This is a genomic window from Devosia epidermidihirudinis (genome assembly GCF_000971295.1).
Classification (GTDB): domain Bacteria; phylum Pseudomonadota; class Alphaproteobacteria; order Rhizobiales; family Devosiaceae; genus Devosia; species Devosia epidermidihirudinis.
In genome coordinates, this window is the sequence record NZ_LANJ01000016.1 from 534,728 (window position 1) to 550,621 (window position 15,894).

Consider the following 15,894-nt stretch of genomic DNA (forward strand, 5'->3'; position numbering starts at 1 on the left):
GCCGGCTCCCCCGCCGTCTGCAAATCAATTTCTTACCTGGAAGGCCATTGATGACATCGAATTCATCCGCCATGCCGGCTGCGTCGCCGGATGTCGCTCCCATTTGTGATCCCGTAACGGTCGAGATCATTCGCGGCGCGATCATGGCAACGCAGCGCGAGATGGAAGCTCTGATCGAGCGGACCGCGATTTCTGCGTTTATCCGCGAGAAGAAGGACTTCTACACCGCCCTGTTCGACGAGCGCGGTGTTATGGCTGTGGGGTCGATGGTGCCGATTTTTGGCGACCTGACCACGCCGGTTTTCGAGAAGTTCCCGCGCGAGACGATGAAGCCGGGGGATCTCTATTGGTACAATGACTGCTATGGCTCCAAGGGCGCGGTGACGCACTCGAACGACCAGGTGTTGCTGGCGCCAGTGTTCCACAATGATCGCCTTTGCGCGTTCGTGATGAGCTGGGCGCACTTCGCCGATATCGGCGGTTTGCACCCCGGCTCGATCAGCCCTGATGCGACCTCGATCTATCAGGAAGGCATCATCATCCCGCCGACCAAGCTGATCGATGCTGGCGTCGTCAACGAGATGGCATTGTCGATTTTCCATCGCAATTCGCGTTTCCCCGCACAGAGCGAAGGCGACATGTCGGCCCTGATGGCGGCCGTGCACCTTGGCGTTACCCGTGTCGCCGAAATTGTCGAGCGCCACAGCGCTGACCTCGTCTCCGATGCACTGGCGCAGTTGCTGAACCGCACGCGCACTCTCGTGCGCCGTCGCCTGGCCGAAACCTTCGACTACGGCACCTACAAGTTCTCCGACCAGATCGACACTGACGGTCATGGCAATGGCCCGTTCAGCCTGCGCTTTGCTATCACCCGCGAAAAGGGTGCCGATGGCGAAGACCGGTTCATCTTTGATGCGACCGAGAGCGACGATCAAGCACCAGGTCCGGTCAACCTGATCATGAATAAGGGCGTGCCCGGCATGGCGCTGGGGCTCTATTTCCTCGGTGGCGATCCATCGCAGGTGGTCAATGCTGGTGGCCCACTGGCCATCGACGAGGTGCGTCTGCGCCCTGGCTCAATCGTGCAGCCAAACTTCCCGGCGCCGCTGGGCATGCGTGGCCTGACCATGATGCGTATGCTGGCCGTGCTCAACGGTCTGGTCAATCGCGGCAAGGGCGGCGCTCCGGCTGCGCACTCGGCCTATGTTGTGACTATCATGCGCGGCACGTTCGGCAAGGAAACCGGCACTTCGACGCCATTCCTGCTGGCGGACGGCATTGGCGTTGGTTATGGCGCCCGCGATTTCGCTGACGGCATCGACGCCGTCTACTTCGTCGCTCAGGAAAACTATCCGGTCGAGTTCCTCGAGTCCGGCTACCCGATCCGTCTGCGCCAGTACGGCGTTGTGCCGGATTCCGGCGGTCCCGGTCGCTGGCGCGGTGGCACGGGCATCGTGCGCGAATATGAAATCCTGGCGGACGAAGCGCTGCTGGCGATCCGTATCGACGGCGTGAAGAACCCACCCTGGGGCTATGCAGGCGGCATGTCCGGCGGCAGCGGCTATATCGTGGTCAATCCCGGCACGCCTGAAGAGCGCGAAATCCCGCCGCTGTCCGATGGCACGGCACTCAAAAAGGGCGATATCCTCCACATCCGCACCGGTGGCGGTGGTGGCAACGGCCATCCCTATGACCGCCCGGCAGCAAGCGTGCTCGAAGACGTCCTCGGCGGCTTTGTCACGGCTGATGCAGCCCAGAAGTTCTACGGCGTGGTGATCCGCGACGGCGCGCTCGACAGCGCGGCGACCGACACGCTGCGGGCCCAACGTCCAGACGTTAAGCCCTTCCACCGCAACATCTATCTCGACGAGCTTGCTTGATTATGGCCATGGATAACACTCGACCAAACCTCGCCGTTGCCGTGGACATCGGCGGCACTTTTACCGACGTGGCACTGGTCAATCGCGCTGGCCAGAGCTGGCGCGCCAAGACGCCGTCCATCCCATCGGACCCGTCTGAAGCGTTCCTGAACGGTATCCGTCTGGCACTTGAGCAGGCTGGCGCTTCGGCGACCGAGCTGGATCAGGTTCTGCATGGCACCACCGTTGCCACCAATATGATCCTTGAGGGCAAGGGTGCGCGCACCGCTCTGGTCACCACCCGTGGCTTCCGCCACGTTTTGGCCATTGGCCGTCAGGATATTCCGCGCAAGGCAAACCTCTACACCTGGATCAAGCCGGTTCCACCGGTTCCCGCCAGCCGTATCGTCGAGATCGACGAGCGTGTTGCTGCCGGCGGCGCTGTGCTCGAAGAGCTCAACGAAGCCAGCGTGCGCGAAGCAGCTGAGCAGATCCGTGGCATGGACGTGGAAGCTGTGGCCGTCTGCCTGATCCACGCTTACGCCAACGCTGCGCATGAGCGTCGCGTGGCTGAGATCTTGCGTGAAATGCTGCCAGATCTGGCCATCACCGTCTCCAGTGACGTGCTGCCAGTGGTGCGTGAGTATGAACGCTCGCTGACGACGGTTCTCAACGCCACGGTGATGCCTGGTGTGACCTCCTATGTCGCCAAGCTGGAACAGCGTCTGACCGACGAAGGCGCAACGCCTCCACTGATGCTGATGCAGTCCAATGGTGGTGTCGCCGGCGCGTCCAAGATCCGTGTTGCACCAGCTCTGACCGCGCTTTCTGGTCCTGCTGCTGGTGTCGTGGGCGCACGTGCTGCCGCTGAGGCTTGCGGCATCACCGATATCATCACTGTCGATATCGGTGGCACGTCGGCTGATATCTGCCTGATCAAGGATGGCCAGATTGGCCTCACTCAGCACGGCGCTGTTGGGCAGTGGCCATTGGCGCTGCCTATGGTCGACATGATCACCATCGGCGCTGGCGGCGGCTCGCTCGCCCGCATCAAGGATGGCGGCCTGACTGTTGGTCCCGAAAGCGCTGGCGCGCGTCCGGGTCCTGCCTGCTATGGTCATGGCGGCACCGAGCCGACCGTGACGGACGCGCATGTCGCTCTCGGCCAGCTGCCTGCACGCCTTCTGGGCGGTCGCATGCTGCTCGACGTCGAAGCAGCACGCGCTGCCGTGATGCGCGTTGCAACGCCCCTCGGCCTCGATCTCGAAACTGCCGCGCGCGGCATTCTCGCCATCGCTGACAACCACATGGTTGGTGCCATGCGCGTTGTTTCGGTGGAACGTGGTCATGACCCGCGTGATTTCACGCTGGTGCCATTTGGTGGCGCTGGCCCCTTGCATGGTTGTGCATTGGCTGAGCTGCTCGACATCGGTCGCGTGCTGATCACTCCAGCACCTGGCGTGCTCTGCGCCGATGGTCTGCTAGCTGCCGATCTGCGCTCGGAGTTCTCCCGTGCGATGGCGATTGCCGGCGCTATGGATCCCGAAGCAACCCAGCCCATCATTGCCGAGCTGGAACAGCAGGCGTCCGAATGGCTGGACGTCGAGGACGTGGCCGCCGAGGCGCGCGTCATCGAACGCAAGGCGCTGCTGCGCTATGCTGGTCAGGGTGGCGAAATCGCTGTGGACTATGCCGCTGATCGCGCCATCGTTGAGGAAAACTTCCGCGCAGCGCACAAGGCGCTGTACGGCTTCAACCTCGGGGCACCGATCGAGCTGGTGACCCTGCGCGTGCATGCGACCGGTCTCGCAGCCATCCCGCCAATCGTACAGCTCGAGCCTGGCGTAACGCCTGAGCCCGAGGAGTTTACGGCTGTCAGCATTGGCGGCGAAAGCCACGACGTGCCTGTGCTCGATCGCTCCAAGCTTGGGGCAGGGGCCGTGTTCAGCGGTCCAGTGATCCTGACCCAGCTCGACACGACAACCTACGTGTCACCCGGCTGGCGTGGTGAAGTGCATGCATCGGGCGGTATCCTGCTGACGCGAGGTGAGGCATGACCTCGCCCAATCTCGCGCCGGTTTTCGAGCACATCGCAGCGCGCGACGACGAATATGTCGCGCGTCTGATCGACTACGTGCGCAACCCATCCATCAGCGCCCACAATATCGGTATCCGTGAGGTCTCCGAGATCTTGGTGAAGATGCTGGGCGATCTGGGGCTGGAAGTCGAAGCAGTGCAGACGAAGGGGCACCCCTTCGTCCTCGCTCGCTACGAGGTCGATCCCAGCAAGCCAACGATCCTGCTCTATGGCCACTATGACGTGCAGCCACCCGATCCGCTGGAATTGTGGGAAAGCCCACCGTTCGAGCCAACGATCCGCAACGGGCGCATTTATGCGCGCGGCGTGGGCGACAATAAGGGCCAGCACTTCGCGCAGATCATGGCCATCGAGGCGCATCTGAAGGTACATGGCACCCTGCCCTGTAACGTCATTTTCCTCCTCGAAGGCGAGGAAGAAATTGGCTCGCCGCAGATCGCCGACTTCGTACGGGACAACAAGGACCGCCTCAAGGCCGACGTTGTCGTCACCGCCGATGGTCCGCTGCACGAATCGGGTCGCGCAACGCTCACCTATGGTGTGCGCGGCATGACCTCGTTCGAGCTGCGCGTGCGTACCGCTGCCCGTGATGCCCATTCGGGCAATTACGGCGGCGTGATGCCAAACGCGATCTGGACGCTGGTGCACCTGCTCTCGACGATGAAGACCCCAGATGGTCGCATCACCATCGAGGGCCTGCATGACCAGGTCATTCCGCCCACCGAGGCGGAGATCGCGGCAACACAGGCACTGCCGCTCGACCTGCCAGAGTACATGGCCAATATGGGCCTTGATAAGCTCGATGCACCAGCCGATCGCCCATTCTGGGACCGGCTGATGTTCCACCCCACGCTGACCATTAATGGTCTGCATGGTGGCTATGGTGGGCCGGGTACGAAGTCGGTTCTGCCAGCGGAAGCCGTCGCAAAATGCGACATCCGCCTGGTCGACGCGATGACACCAGAGCACATTCAGGCCTGCGTGCGCGCGCACGTCGCCAAGCATGCGCCCGAAGTGGAAGTGATCACCTATGGCAGCATGCTGCCCTCCAAGACGCCGCTCGACGACAAGTGGGGCGTGTTGATCCAGGAGGCTATTCTGGAAGCCCGTGGCGAGACGCCGCTGGTTTATCCATCTGCCGGTGGCAGCCTGCCAGACTATGTCTTCACCAAGGTGCTCGGCGTTCCTGCCTATGTGATGCCCTACGCCAATGCGGACGAGGCTAATCACGCGCCCAACGAGAACATGGAAATCGACCTGTTCCTCAAGGGCATCCGCACCGGTGCGGCTTTGCTGGATCGTCTCGGTCGGCTCTAAGGGATTTCTACAAGAACGAAAAAGGGCGGCTGATCCTCGGATCAGCCGCCCTTTTCTTTGCGAGGGCCGCTTTGTGTGCCGGTGCTGCTAGTTGTGCACCGGATGGTAGCAGGCGACAGCGCTATGGCCCTGCGCCTGAATGAGCATGGGTTCGTCCACACGGCATTCGGCCGTGACGCGACTGCAGCGCGGATTGAAGCGGCAGCCAGGTGGTGGATTGACCGGATTGGGTGGCTCGCCCCGGGCCGCTGTACCGCGCGCGAGTCGGGCCAGTTTCGGATCGGGCTCAAGCGCCGAGCCACGCAGGGCGATGGCATATGGGTGGCGCGGGGCGACCAGCACCTGTTCGGCGGCGCCTTCTTCCACGGTCCGACCCAGATACATCACCATGACGCGGTTGGAGATGGCGCGGACCACAGCCAGATCGTGGGCGATGAAAATGATCGCTAGATCGAGACGCTTCTGCAGATCGATCAGCAGGTTCACCACCTGCGCCTGCACCGACACGTCGAGCGCCGACACGGGCTCGTCGCACACCAAGACGGAGGGTTCTGCGGCCAAGGCACGGGCAATGCCGATACGCTGGCGCTGACCACCCGAAAACTCATGTGGAAAACGGCTGGCAGCGACCGGATCGAGCCCCACTGCCGTCAAAAGCTCTTCGACACGTGCCTTGCGGGCTGCGCCACGGGCAAGGCCGTGCACGTCGAGCGGCTCGGCAATGATGTCGAGCACGGTACGGCGCGGGTTAAGCGACAGGTAGGGATCCTGAAAAACCATCTGCACCTGGCGGCGCAGAGCGCGGTCGCGCTTAATCGGCGCACCCTGGAACAGAATCTCGCCTTCGTCGGGGGTCTCAAGGCCCACCAGCATGCGGGCGAGGGTGGATTTTCCACAGCCCGATTCGCCGACGACGGCCAGGGTTTCGCCCGGTGCCACCGACAGGCTCACGCCTTTGACGGCGTGGAACTGCTTGCCGAACATGGCGCCGCCGGCATGGAAGGTCTTGGACAGGCCACGGGCCTCAAGAATCGGATCAGCCGACATTGGCGGTCTCCAGAAGTGGATAGTGGCAGGCTCTGGCGCGGCCATCGGCGCCCATGACCAGCTCAGGGCGGACTTTGGTGCAGAGATCGCCGATATGGGTACAGCGAGGATTAAAGGCGCAGCCGGGTGGCGGGGCGATCAGATTGGGTGGTGAGCCCTTGATCGGCTCCAGTCTTTCCACAGTTTCAATCCGTGGAGCAGAGGCCATCAGTGCCGCGGTATACGGGTGGGCTGGGGCGCGGAACAGGTCATCAACCGTGCCGGTTTCCACAAGGCGTCCGGCATACATAACGGCAACACGTTCGGCGGTGCGTGCAACGACGCCGAGGTCGTGAGTAATTAGTAGCATTGCCATGCCTAACTCCTCGCGCAGCTCGTCGAGCAGATCGAGAATCTGTGCCTGAACCGTCACGTCGAGGGCCGTCGTGGGCTCGTCCGCGATCAGCACTTCTGGCTTCAGAGCGATGGCCGATGCGATCAAGATTCGCTGGCGCATGCCGCCCGAAAATTGATGGGGATAATCGTCGATACGGCGCTCCGAGGAGGCAATATGGACCGATCGCAGCAGCTCGATGGAACGCTCGCGGGCCTCTTTGCGGGACACGCCAAGGTGGGTCCGGTAGAGTTCGCCCAGCTGGTCGCCAATCGATAGAACCGGGTTCAGTGCCGACAGTGCGTCCTGGAACACGAGGCTCACGACACGCCCGCGTAGCTTGCGTTTTTCCTCTTCGCTAAGCGTCAAAAGGTCGTTGCCGGCCAGGTTCATCCGGTCGGCTTTAATGGTCGCGTTTCCGCGCACAATGCCCATGACGGCACGGGTCGTAACCGACTTGCCAGAGCCTGACTCGCCGACTAGCGCCAGCACCTCGCCACGGCGCAGGTCGAATGAGACATCGCTCACCGCCTTTACCTCGCCGCGCAGGGTGTTGAAGCTGACGTTCAACCCCGAAACCGAAAGGACGGTGCGCTGGTCTGCCTGTTCTTTCATCGCTGAAGAAGCCTCGCTGAAGAATTGTACGACAATCCTTGACACGGCTTCGGTCAAGCCGCAACACTCAGCTCGCAATCGAATAGCGAGACAACAATGATCCGCACTTTTAGGAATGCCTTTACCCGTCGTGCTGTCCTTCTGGGTGGCGTCGTCGTGGCGATGGGAGTAGCCGGTCTTACGCAGGTTAACGCGCAGGACACGACCCGCCTTGTGATCGGCACCACAGCCGATGTCGTGAACTTCAACCCACTGGTCGGCAACAGCCGTTCCGACGTCTGGGTGACCAATCTTATGTATCCGCGGCTCATGCAAATGACCGCTGCCGGCTCCAAGGATCCTTATGTCGCAACCGACTGGGGCTATTCTGAGGACGGCAAGAGCGCCTGGCTCGAGATTCGCAATGATCTGACCTGGAGCGACGATACCCCGTTCACGGCTGATGATATCGTCTTCACCATTACGGCCATCGTCACGGAAAAGATCGGTGTCACCGCCGGTTTGGTTCCAGCATTCGTCAGCGCCAAGGCTGTCTCGCCAACGCGCGTCGAGTTCGAGCTGAGCCGCCCGGACAGCGCATTCCTGAGCAATATCGGCTTCTGGATGCCGATCGTGCCAAAGCACGCATTCCCAGAAATCGGTTCGGTTGCTTCATTCGCCAATGACAGCAACTGGGTCAGCGCCGGTCCATTCCAGCTGACCACGGTCGAAGTCGGCCAGCGTTACGTGCTTGAGGCTTCGGATAATTATCCGCTGGTTGAAGCCGGTCGCGCCACGATCGACGAAGTCGAATTCCGCGTGTTCCCAGACGTGAACGCACAGGCTCTTGCTCTGCGCGCTGGTGATCTCGATGTGATCGCAAACGCTCTGCCAGCGCCGATTGCCCGCACTCTGCAGGGTCAGCCTGGCATCACCGTTGAGAAGGCGCCGTCGCTTGGCTGGTCGCACGTCCTCTACAACATGAAGCGTGAGCAGCTTGCCAATGTTCTGGTTCGCCGGGCGCTTGCGCATTCGGTTGACTACGCTGCTATCCGTGCCATCGCGATGCAGGGCCTGGCTGAAACGACCAACTCGTCGGTCATCTCGCCAGTGCTGAGCTACTGGGCTGATCCAACCATCACCGAGTACACGTTCGATCCCGCCAAGGCCAAGGAACTGCTGACCGAAGCCGGGTATGTCGACGCCAATGGCGATGGCTTCTTTGATGATCTGGATCTGTCGCTGCTCTATGAACAGAGCGCTGCCGATGTCGCCAACTGGGCGCAGATCATGAAGGACAGCGCCGCTCAGTCGGGTATCAAGATCAGCCTGGTTGGTCTTGAGCGCAATACCTACCTGGCGCGTGGCCGCGAGAAGGACTTCGACATCTACGCCGGTAACTGGGCTGTGATGGAAGAGCCTGCCGCCTACCTCGGTCTGGCGTACCGCACCGATGGTTTCATCAACTACGCCTCGATCTCCGATCCGCAGCTCGAAGCCTATATCGATGAAGCTCAGGCAGCCACGACCCCTGAAGCCGTCAAGGTTCCAGTACAGGCCGCTGCGAAGTTGATCCATGATCAGGTGTACGACAACGTGCTGTACTACCAGACTTTCCAGTTCGCCTTTAACAGCGATCGTTGGGAAGGCCTTGTGATGCAGCCGTCTGACCTGCTCTCGCTGGTCAACCCGCTGTCGCTCGCTTCGGTTAAGCCTAAGGACTGATAGCGTGCATCTTACCGGATACTTATTGCAGCGGCTTCTTCGTGGTGTGGTGACCTTCTGGTTCGCCGTCACGGTCACATTCTTCCTCGTCCGGCTTTTGCCGGGCGACCCTGTGCTCGCGGTTGCGGGCCCAGGGATGACCGAGGAAATCCGCCTGCAGCAGCTGCAATTATTCGGATTGGACCGCCCTCTGGCGGTCCAATACTTCTCCTATCTGCGCGAGCTGGTGCAAGGGAACCTCGGTATCTCGTTCCTGCGCAGCAAGCCGGTGACCACGGTGCTCATGGAGCGCATGCCGTGGACCCTGCTGCTGACAAGTACGGCTCTGGTGCTGACCGTTCTGTTGGGCATTCCGCTCGGCGTGCTGGCGGCAACCCGTGCGCGCGGATGGACCGACAAGATCGTTCAGGTGTCGGGCGTTATCGGGCAGTCGCTGTTCGTGCCGTCCATCGGCATCCTGCTGCTCTACACGCTTGGCCTGATGGCTGGCATTTTCCCAATCGGTGGCGCGGTCAAGTCTGGCCTCACCGGTGTTCAGTATTACCTCAGCGTCGCACACCACCTGGTGCTGCCGTGCCTGACTTTGGTGATGGCACAGCTTGCGTCCTACGTTCTGACGCTCCGCTCCACCCTCATTGAAGCGCTGGGCGAAGAGTATTGCGATCTGGCTCGTGCCAAGGGCACGCCGGAACGCAAGGTGATCTGGAAGCACGCGCTGCGGAACGCTCTGTTGCCAACTACGACGCTGATTGGTCTTCAGATCGGCTTCCTCGTCGGTGGTGCAGTTCTCACCGAGACCATCTACGCCTATCCCGGCGTTGGCCGTGCGATCTTTGAGGCTGTTGGCCAGCTGGATTTCCCTGTGCTGCAGGGTGCCTTCGTCTTGCTCGCAGCGACTGTCGTGGTGGCTAACCTTGTCACCGATCTTGCCTATGGGCTTCTCGATCCTCGGGTTCGCGCCGGATGACTATGACCAATAATACTCCCGAGGCGGTTCAGCCTTCGGCTGCGGCCGGGCAACTCGCCCCCGCGGACCTGACTCCAGCGCGCCGCACATGGCGCGCTTTCCGGGCCAATGGCCTGGGTATGGGCTCGGCCATTGTGATCCTGATCATGATTGCCATCGCCATTGCGGCGCCGCTTCTGGCCCAGTTCCCGAGCGGGTACGGCATCGACATTCTGATGCCGCCCTCGCCTCAGCATCCGTTCGGCACGGACGATCTTGGTCGCGACGTGCTGGCACAGGTGATCTGGGGTACCCGGATCAGCATGATCATCGGCTTTGCCGCGTCCGTGCTTGCCATCATCATCGGCGTGGCCCTTGGCGTTCTGGCAGCCTATGCACGTCGTCTCGACGGCGCGATCTCCATGTTGGTCGACGTGTGCCTGGCGCTGCCCGTATTGCCGCTGATGATCCTCGTCGCGGCGCTGGTTGGCCCATCGGTCACCACCCTGGTGCTGGTGATCGCGCTGTTCTCGTGGCCCGAAGTGACGCGTATAGTGCGCTCGCAGGCGCTGTCTGTGACCCGTCTGCCCTATGTCGATGCCGCCCGCACCATTGGCGGTTCGCACATCTGGATCATGACGCGCCATCTGTTGCCGGCCGTCGCTCCCATTATCGTGGTGTCGGTCGTTTTGACCGCATCGCGTGCTGTTCTGTCCGAGGCAGGCCTGTCCTTCCTCGGTCTGGGCGATCCAGAAAGCTGGTCCTGGGGCAAGATCCTGTTCAATGCGCAGCGCTCCGGTGCGCTGACTGTCGCCTGGTGGTGCACCCTGTTCCCATCGCTGGCCATTCTGTTGCTCGTCGTGTCGTCGACCCTTGTGTCGATTGCCTATAACGACGCGCGCAATCCCAAAACTCGGGAGAACTGATCGTGAAGCAACGTCTTTCGCGCGACACCTATGCGCGCATTCAGGACGGGTTGCGCGCCCGTATGGAAGCGCAGGGCCTCGATGGTCTGCTGGTCGATGACCATCACCACGTCGCCTATCTCACTGGCTTTTTTCACTTCCCCAATGAGCGGCCAGCTGCCGTCTGGCTGACGGCCACGGAATGCTTGATGCTGGTGCCTGCCCTTGAGGCTGACCACGCCGAAAAGCAGAACACGGCCGCGGAGTTCGTGGTTTATCCGGAGTTCCCGGGTATTGAGGACGCATTCTCGATCCTGCTCTCCAAGGTCAATCCAACCGGCCGCATCGCCTATTCACCCACGACGCCGATCGGGCGCGTGGAAAAGTTCAAGCGCTACGCACCGAACGCCACCTGGGTCATGTCCGAGGTTGTGGAAGATGCGCGCTTGATCAAGTTCCCCGAAGAAATCGCGCTGCACCGCGAGGCCGCCCGTATTTCGGATGCGATGGTGGAATCCGGCCTCAAGCTCATTCGCGACGCGATGGCCGCGGGCACCCCGCTGCCGACCGAAGCCGAGCTTGCCAGCTATGTCACGCGCTTTGGCGTTTCGACTATGTATGCCGAGCACGAAGATGTGGTTGTCGGCCAGATGCTGGCTGGTGGCCTTGTTTACACCGGGAAGAATGCTGCTTTCCCTCATGGCCTGCCATCGGCTGAGCGGGTCAAGCCAGGCGAAACGTTCATCCTGTCGCTGGGCTGCGCCGTTGGCGGTCGCTTTGCCGAAAGCGAGCGGACCTTCGTGATGGGCGAGCCGAGCGATGAGCAGCGCCGCTATTTCGAAGTCGCTGCGCTGGCTCAGGCCACCGGCACCGATGCGCTGATTGCTGGTCGCCCGTGCTCGGAAGCCAACCGCATCTGCCTGCAGGTGATCCACGACGCGGGCATGGGGCAGTTTTTGCGCCATCGTCAGGGCCACGGCATTGGCCTCTGGCTGCATGAGCCACCCTGGATTGCCGATGGCGACAATAGCCCGCTGCAGCCGGGCATGATCGTGTCGTCCGAGCCGGGGCTCTATATTCCCGGTCATGGCGGCTATCGCATTTCGGACACCGTGCTCATCACCGAAGCGGGGCCAGAGCGCCTGACCACGCGTCCGCGCACACTCGAAGACTGCATTATTGCCTAACCTGATCTGAGGAGACTAATCATGGATGTGACCATCAATGGCGCACGCCTGAATATCGAAGTGCTGGGCGGTGAGAACACCGATAAGCCCGTGATGATCGTTCACCACGGCGCGCCGGGTCTTGGTAGCCATGCCGAGCCAAAGGGCTCCTTCGGCAAGTTCTCCGATGACTTCCGCGTTGTCGTGTTCGACGCGCGTGGTAGCGGTGCTTCGGAAGATCTGGCGCCGTTCACGCATGATCAGTGGGCCGCAGACGTCGAAGCCATCCGCGAGTGGATCGACGCCGAGCAGATCATCATGGCTGGCGGCAGCTATGGCGGTTTCATCTCGATGGAATACGCGATCCGCTATCCCAACCGCGTCCTCGCCATGGTGCTGCGCGATACCTCGCCAGACAATTCCCATCGCGAACTCTCGCGCGCCAACGCGCTGGCTTCGCCACGCATCGAAGTCGACCTTGAGCTGTTCAACCGCATCATGGCCGGCACCACCCGCGATAACGCAGACCTCAAGGCTGCTTGGGGCCATATCCTGCCGCTCTATGACCATGACCTCGACATGGACAAGGTGAAGTCGCGCACCGAAAACACCCCGTACCACTTCGAAACGCACAACTATGCGTTTGCCGTGAACCAGGAAAACTACGACCTCAAGGACAAGCTCCCCGGCATCACCGCGCCGACGCTGATCACTGTTGGTCGCCACGACTGGATCACCCCAGTCTCCGCATCTGAAACCATTCACCGCCTGATCCCAGGCTCGGAACTGGTGATCTTCGAAAACTCCGGCCATTCGCCGCAGGTGGAAGAGGCCGACAAGTTCGAGGCCACTGTCCGCGACTTCCTCAAGCGCGCCCTGGCACGCAGCTAATCAAAAAAGTGGCGCTTCGATCACCTCGAAGCGCCACTTTTCTTTGATGGCCTTCTATCTTCGCTGAGCGTCCGGCTACCTCGGCTCGGTGACCCCTCTGCATTTTGCCCTGATACATTTCAGAGTGCTCGGGCTGGACTGGCTGCCGGTCCACGCCGACAAATGCGCCTGCCCGCGAGGCTGCTTTCCCGTCCCCCAAAATATCTCTCCGCTCCCATCCGGAGAGCCGATTGCTACTTAAGTTGAACCTTGCGCGAAACAATTTTCGCGTCGGTGAGCTCGCTAGGCAAAGGATTTAATCTCGACCATTCATGTCGTGAAGGTTAGTCCATATGCTTGTCGACAACCCAACAAAGAGAAGGACGCCTTTTGACCGCCGCACTGATTTCCTTGAACAGGGCCACGAAATCCTTTGGGCAGGGAGATGCACGCATAACGGCGGTTGATCATGTTGATCTATCTGTCGAGCGTGGGCAGATCTTTGGCGTTATTGGTCACAGTGGTGCGGGAAAGAGCACGCTTATTCGTTTGTTGAACGGATTGGAGCGGGCTGACAGTGGCGAGATCAGCGTTGCTGGGCTTGATCTTTCCCACGCCAGCGAGGCCGCCTTGCGCAAAGCGCGGCTGAAGATTGGTATGATCTTCCAGCACTTTAACCTGCTGTGGTCGCGGACCGTGGCCCAGAACATCGCCTTCGCCCTCGAGATTGCCGGCGTTGACCGTGCAACCACCAAGGCGCGAGTCACCGAGCTGGTTGGGCTTGTGGGCCTTGAAGGTCGCGAAGACGCCTATCCTTCCCAGCTCAGTGGTGGTCAGAAACAACGTGTCGGCATTGCCCGCGCCTTGGCCAACCACCCCGATGTGTTGCTGTGCGACGAGGCAACGTCCGCGCTCGACCCCGAAACCACTGATGCGATCCTTGATCTGCTGTCCGACATCAATCGGCGGCTCGGGCTGACCATCGTACTCATTACCCATGAAATGCACGTGGTGCGCCGCATCTGCGATCAGGTCGCGGTGATGGAAGCCGGCAAGGTTGTTGAAACGGGTCCGGCCAAGGCGGTCTTCGCACAGCCGCAGGCCGAAGTGACCAAGCGGTTCGTCCGCCAGATCACCAGTGCTGACACCGTCGACGGCGCGTTCGATCCCGCTCTTGCTGGGGGCGTTGAAGGCACGCTGATCAAGCTGATCTATGTTGGTCCGCTGGCGCGCCAGCCTGTCCTTGCCGATGCCATCCGCCAGTTCGATCTGCCCATCAATATCGTCCATGGCCGCGTCAGCCGCACCCGCGATGCTGCCATTGGCGAGCTCTATGTCGAGGTCCCGGCCGAGGGCGCAGCGCTGGATGCGCTGCTCGCCTATCTGGCCGAGCGTGACATCGTCTCCGAGATCGTTCGCGGAGGAGCTCAGTCATGATCGAGTTGCTCTTCCCCAATCTGCGCATTGATCAGTTCTGGAAAGCTACTGTCGACACGCTCTACATGACCGGTCTGGCCGGAACGGCGACCTTCGTGCTGGGCCTGCTCGTCGGCACCATCCTGTTCCTCACCAGCCCCGGCCAATTGCTGGCCAATCGCGTGGTTTATGGTGCGCTGTCCCTCGCGACCAATATCTTCCGTTCGATCCCCTTCATCATCCTGATCGTGCTGCTGATCCCGGTGACTCGCTTCCTTGTCGGGCGCATGCTCGGCGTCAATGCCGCCTTGCCGGCTCTCGTGGTCGGCGCTGCTCCATTTTATGCGCGTCTTGTCGAGATCGCTTTCCGCGAAGTGTCCAAGGGCGTCATCGAGGCAACCCGCTCCATGGGCGGTGGCATCGGCACCATCATTTTCAAGGTTCTCATTCCTGAAGCGGGCCCAGGCCTTGCCTCAGGTCTCACCGTCACCCTGATTTCCCTCGTTGGCTATACGGCCATGGCAGGGGTGATCGGCGCCGGTGGGCTCGGCCACCTGGCCTATCTCGAAGGCTTCCAGCGCAACAATGGCGACGTGACGCTGGCCGCCACCGGAATGGTTCTCGTCATCGTCTTTGCGATTCAATTCGTCGGCGATCTGGCGACCCGAAAACTCGACAAACGATAACAGTGTAAAGGAGCCAATTATGGCAAAGACCTCGTTCATCACCGCAGCCGTGCTCGCCACGAGCCTGTTGGCTACCCCAGCCTTCGCCGAGAAGCTGATCGTGGGCGCATCCTATGTGCCGCATGCCGAAATTCTCGAGCAGGCTGCGCCAATCCTGGCCAAGGAAGGCATCGAACTCGAAATCGTGCCGTTCCAGGACTACATCCTGCCAAACACCGCACTCGCATCGGGCGAAATTGACGCCAACTACTTCCAGCACGTGCCCTATCTGAACGAAGTTCTGAAGGACAACCCAGAGTACAAGTTCGTCAATGCCGGTGCGATCCACGTCGAGCCAATTGGCCTGTATTCCAAGCGTTGGAAGAGCCTGCAGGACCTGCCAGAAAATGGCGAAGTCATCTTGCGCGATTCCGTTGCCGAAGAAGGCCGTATCCTGGCGATCTTCGTGCGCGAAGGTATTGTCACCCTGCCAGAAGGCAAGGACGTCTATACCGCACGCGTCAGCGACATTGTCGGCAATCCAAAGCACCTGACCTTCAAGGCAGACGTGGAAGCAGCGCTTCTCGCTCAGGTCTATCTCAATGACGAAGCTGATGCCGTTGTCATCAACGCCAACTACGCGCTCGACGCCGGTCTCAACCCAGTGACCGACCCGATCGCCGTGGAAAGCGCCGAGAACAACCCATACGCCAACATCATCACCGTGCGTGAAGGCGACGAAACCCGTCCGGAGATCGTTCGTCTCGTGGAAGTTCTGAAGTCCGAGCCAATCCGCAAGTTCATTGAAGACAAGTACAAGGGCGCTGTCGTCCCAGTCGCCGAGTAAAACTCTCTGTGGGCCGACTGAAAGGTCGGCCCACATTGTCCTGCGCGCTGCCGATAAGGCCGTCTC

13 protein-coding genes are annotated in these 15,894 nt (G+C 61.1%); 11 read left to right on the plus strand and 2 right to left on the minus strand.

What is annotated here, in order from left to right:
- The first annotated feature begins 50 nt into the window (after positions 1-50).
- The 3 genes from WH87_RS10875 to WH87_RS10885 are packed head-to-tail and all read left to right on the plus strand — an operon-like array spanning position 51 to position 5,274.
- Positions 51-1,880, plus strand: a complete 1,830-nt coding sequence (locus WH87_RS10875) for a hydantoinase B/oxoprolinase family protein (protein WP_046139143.1) — start codon at positions 51-53, stop codon at positions 1,878-1,880.
- Between the two features lie 8 nt (positions 1,881-1,888).
- The gene (locus WH87_RS10880; RefSeq protein WP_197410782.1) at positions 1,889-3,916 is read left to right on the plus strand and encodes a hydantoinase/oxoprolinase family protein; all 2,028 of its coding nucleotides are present in this window, start codon (positions 1,889-1,891) and stop codon (positions 3,914-3,916) included.
- Positions 3,913-5,274: a M20/M25/M40 family metallo-hydrolase gene (locus WH87_RS10885; RefSeq protein ID WP_046139141.1), complete on the plus strand. Its 1,362-nt coding sequence runs from the start codon at positions 3,913-3,915 to the stop codon at positions 5,272-5,274. The genes WH87_RS10880 and WH87_RS10885 overlap by 4 nt, the downstream gene beginning before the upstream one ends.
- Before the next feature lie 87 nt (positions 5,275-5,361).
- Here the strand turns inward: WH87_RS10885 and WH87_RS10890 are convergent, their stop codons facing one another.
- Positions 5,362-6,321, minus strand: coding sequence for an ABC transporter ATP-binding protein (locus tag WH87_RS10890; RefSeq protein ID WP_052726421.1), 960 nt, complete (start codon positions 6,319-6,321; stop codon positions 5,362-5,364).
- Entirely contained in the window at positions 6,311-7,309 is a 999-nt protein-coding gene (locus WH87_RS10895) for an ABC transporter ATP-binding protein (RefSeq protein ID WP_046139139.1), read from the minus strand. Before WH87_RS10895 ends, WH87_RS10890 begins: the two co-directional genes overlap by 11 nt.
- A 96-nt stretch (positions 7,310-7,405) precedes the next feature.
- Here WH87_RS10895 and WH87_RS10900 point away from each other — a divergent pair, with 96 nt between their 5' ends.
- The 8 genes from WH87_RS10900 (at position 7,406) to WH87_RS10935 (ending at position 15,828) form a co-directional block, all read left to right on the plus strand.
- Positions 7,406-9,013 carry an ABC transporter substrate-binding protein gene (locus WH87_RS10900; protein ID WP_046139138.1) on the plus strand — a complete coding sequence of 536 codons (1,608 nt, stop codon included), beginning with the start codon at positions 7,406-7,408 and terminating at the stop codon, positions 9,011-9,013.
- A 25-nt stretch (positions 9,014-9,038) separates the two neighbouring features.
- Complete coding sequence (locus WH87_RS10905; protein ID WP_197410783.1) at positions 9,039-9,980, plus strand: ABC transporter permease; 942 nt, start codon at positions 9,039-9,041, stop codon at positions 9,978-9,980.
- A gap of 2 nt (positions 9,981-9,982) precedes the next feature.
- A complete protein-coding gene (locus WH87_RS10910; RefSeq protein WP_052726420.1) occupies positions 9,983-10,885 on the plus strand; it encodes an ABC transporter permease in 903 nt (300 codons plus the stop codon).
- A gap of 2 nt (positions 10,886-10,887) precedes the next feature.
- Positions 10,888-12,051, plus strand: a complete 1,164-nt coding sequence (locus WH87_RS10915; RefSeq protein ID WP_046139136.1) for a M24 family metallopeptidase — start codon at positions 10,888-10,890, stop codon at positions 12,049-12,051.
- 21 nt (positions 12,052-12,072) lie between these two features.
- Complete coding sequence (locus tag WH87_RS10920; protein ID WP_046139135.1) at positions 12,073-12,921, plus strand: alpha/beta fold hydrolase; 849 nt, start codon at positions 12,073-12,075, stop codon at positions 12,919-12,921.
- 390 nt (positions 12,922-13,311) lie between these two features.
- The gene (locus WH87_RS10925; RefSeq protein ID WP_407060040.1) at positions 13,312-14,337 is read left to right on the plus strand and encodes a methionine ABC transporter ATP-binding protein; all 1,026 of its coding nucleotides are present in this window, start codon (positions 13,312-13,314) and stop codon (positions 14,335-14,337) included.
- Positions 14,334-15,002, plus strand: coding sequence for a methionine ABC transporter permease (locus WH87_RS10930; RefSeq protein WP_046139134.1), 669 nt, complete (start codon positions 14,334-14,336; stop codon positions 15,000-15,002). The genes WH87_RS10925 and WH87_RS10930 overlap by 4 nt, the downstream gene beginning before the upstream one ends.
- A 19-nt stretch (positions 15,003-15,021) precedes the next feature.
- Positions 15,022-15,828 (plus strand): MetQ/NlpA family ABC transporter substrate-binding protein, encoded by an 807-nt coding sequence (locus tag WH87_RS10935; RefSeq protein WP_046139133.1) that lies wholly within the window; start codon positions 15,022-15,024, stop codon positions 15,826-15,828.
- Positions 15,829-15,894: the final 66 nt, after the last annotated feature.

Excerpts from the sequence above, each read along its gene's own strand:
- WH87_RS10875 (WP_046139143.1), top strand. The coding sequence starts at position 51 with ATGACATCGAATTCATCCGCCATGCCGGCTGCGTCGCCGGATGTCGCT.
- WH87_RS10880 (WP_197410782.1), top strand. The coding sequence starts at position 1,889 with ATGGATAACACTCGACCAAACCTCGCCGTTGCCGTGGACATCGGCGGC.
- WH87_RS10885 (WP_046139141.1), top strand. The coding sequence starts at position 3,913 with ATGACCTCGCCCAATCTCGCGCCGGTTTTCGAGCACATCGCAGCGCGC.
- WH87_RS10890 (WP_052726421.1), bottom strand. The coding sequence starts at position 6,321 with ATGTCGGCTGATCCGATTCTTGAGGCCCGTGGCCTGTCCAAGACCTTC.
- WH87_RS10895 (WP_046139139.1), bottom strand. The coding sequence starts at position 7,309 with ATGAAAGAACAGGCAGACCAGCGCACCGTCCTTTCGGTTTCGGGGTTG.
- WH87_RS10900 (WP_046139138.1), top strand. The coding sequence starts at position 7,406 with ATGATCCGCACTTTTAGGAATGCCTTTACCCGTCGTGCTGTCCTTCTG.
- WH87_RS10910 (WP_052726420.1), top strand. The coding sequence starts at position 9,983 with ATGACCAATAATACTCCCGAGGCGGTTCAGCCTTCGGCTGCGGCCGGG.
- WH87_RS10920 (WP_046139135.1), top strand. The coding sequence starts at position 12,073 with ATGGATGTGACCATCAATGGCGCACGCCTGAATATCGAAGTGCTGGGC.
- WH87_RS10930 (WP_046139134.1), top strand. The coding sequence starts at position 14,334 with ATGATCGAGTTGCTCTTCCCCAATCTGCGCATTGATCAGTTCTGGAAA.
- WH87_RS10935 (WP_046139133.1), top strand. The coding sequence starts at position 15,022 with ATGGCAAAGACCTCGTTCATCACCGCAGCCGTGCTCGCCACGAGCCTG.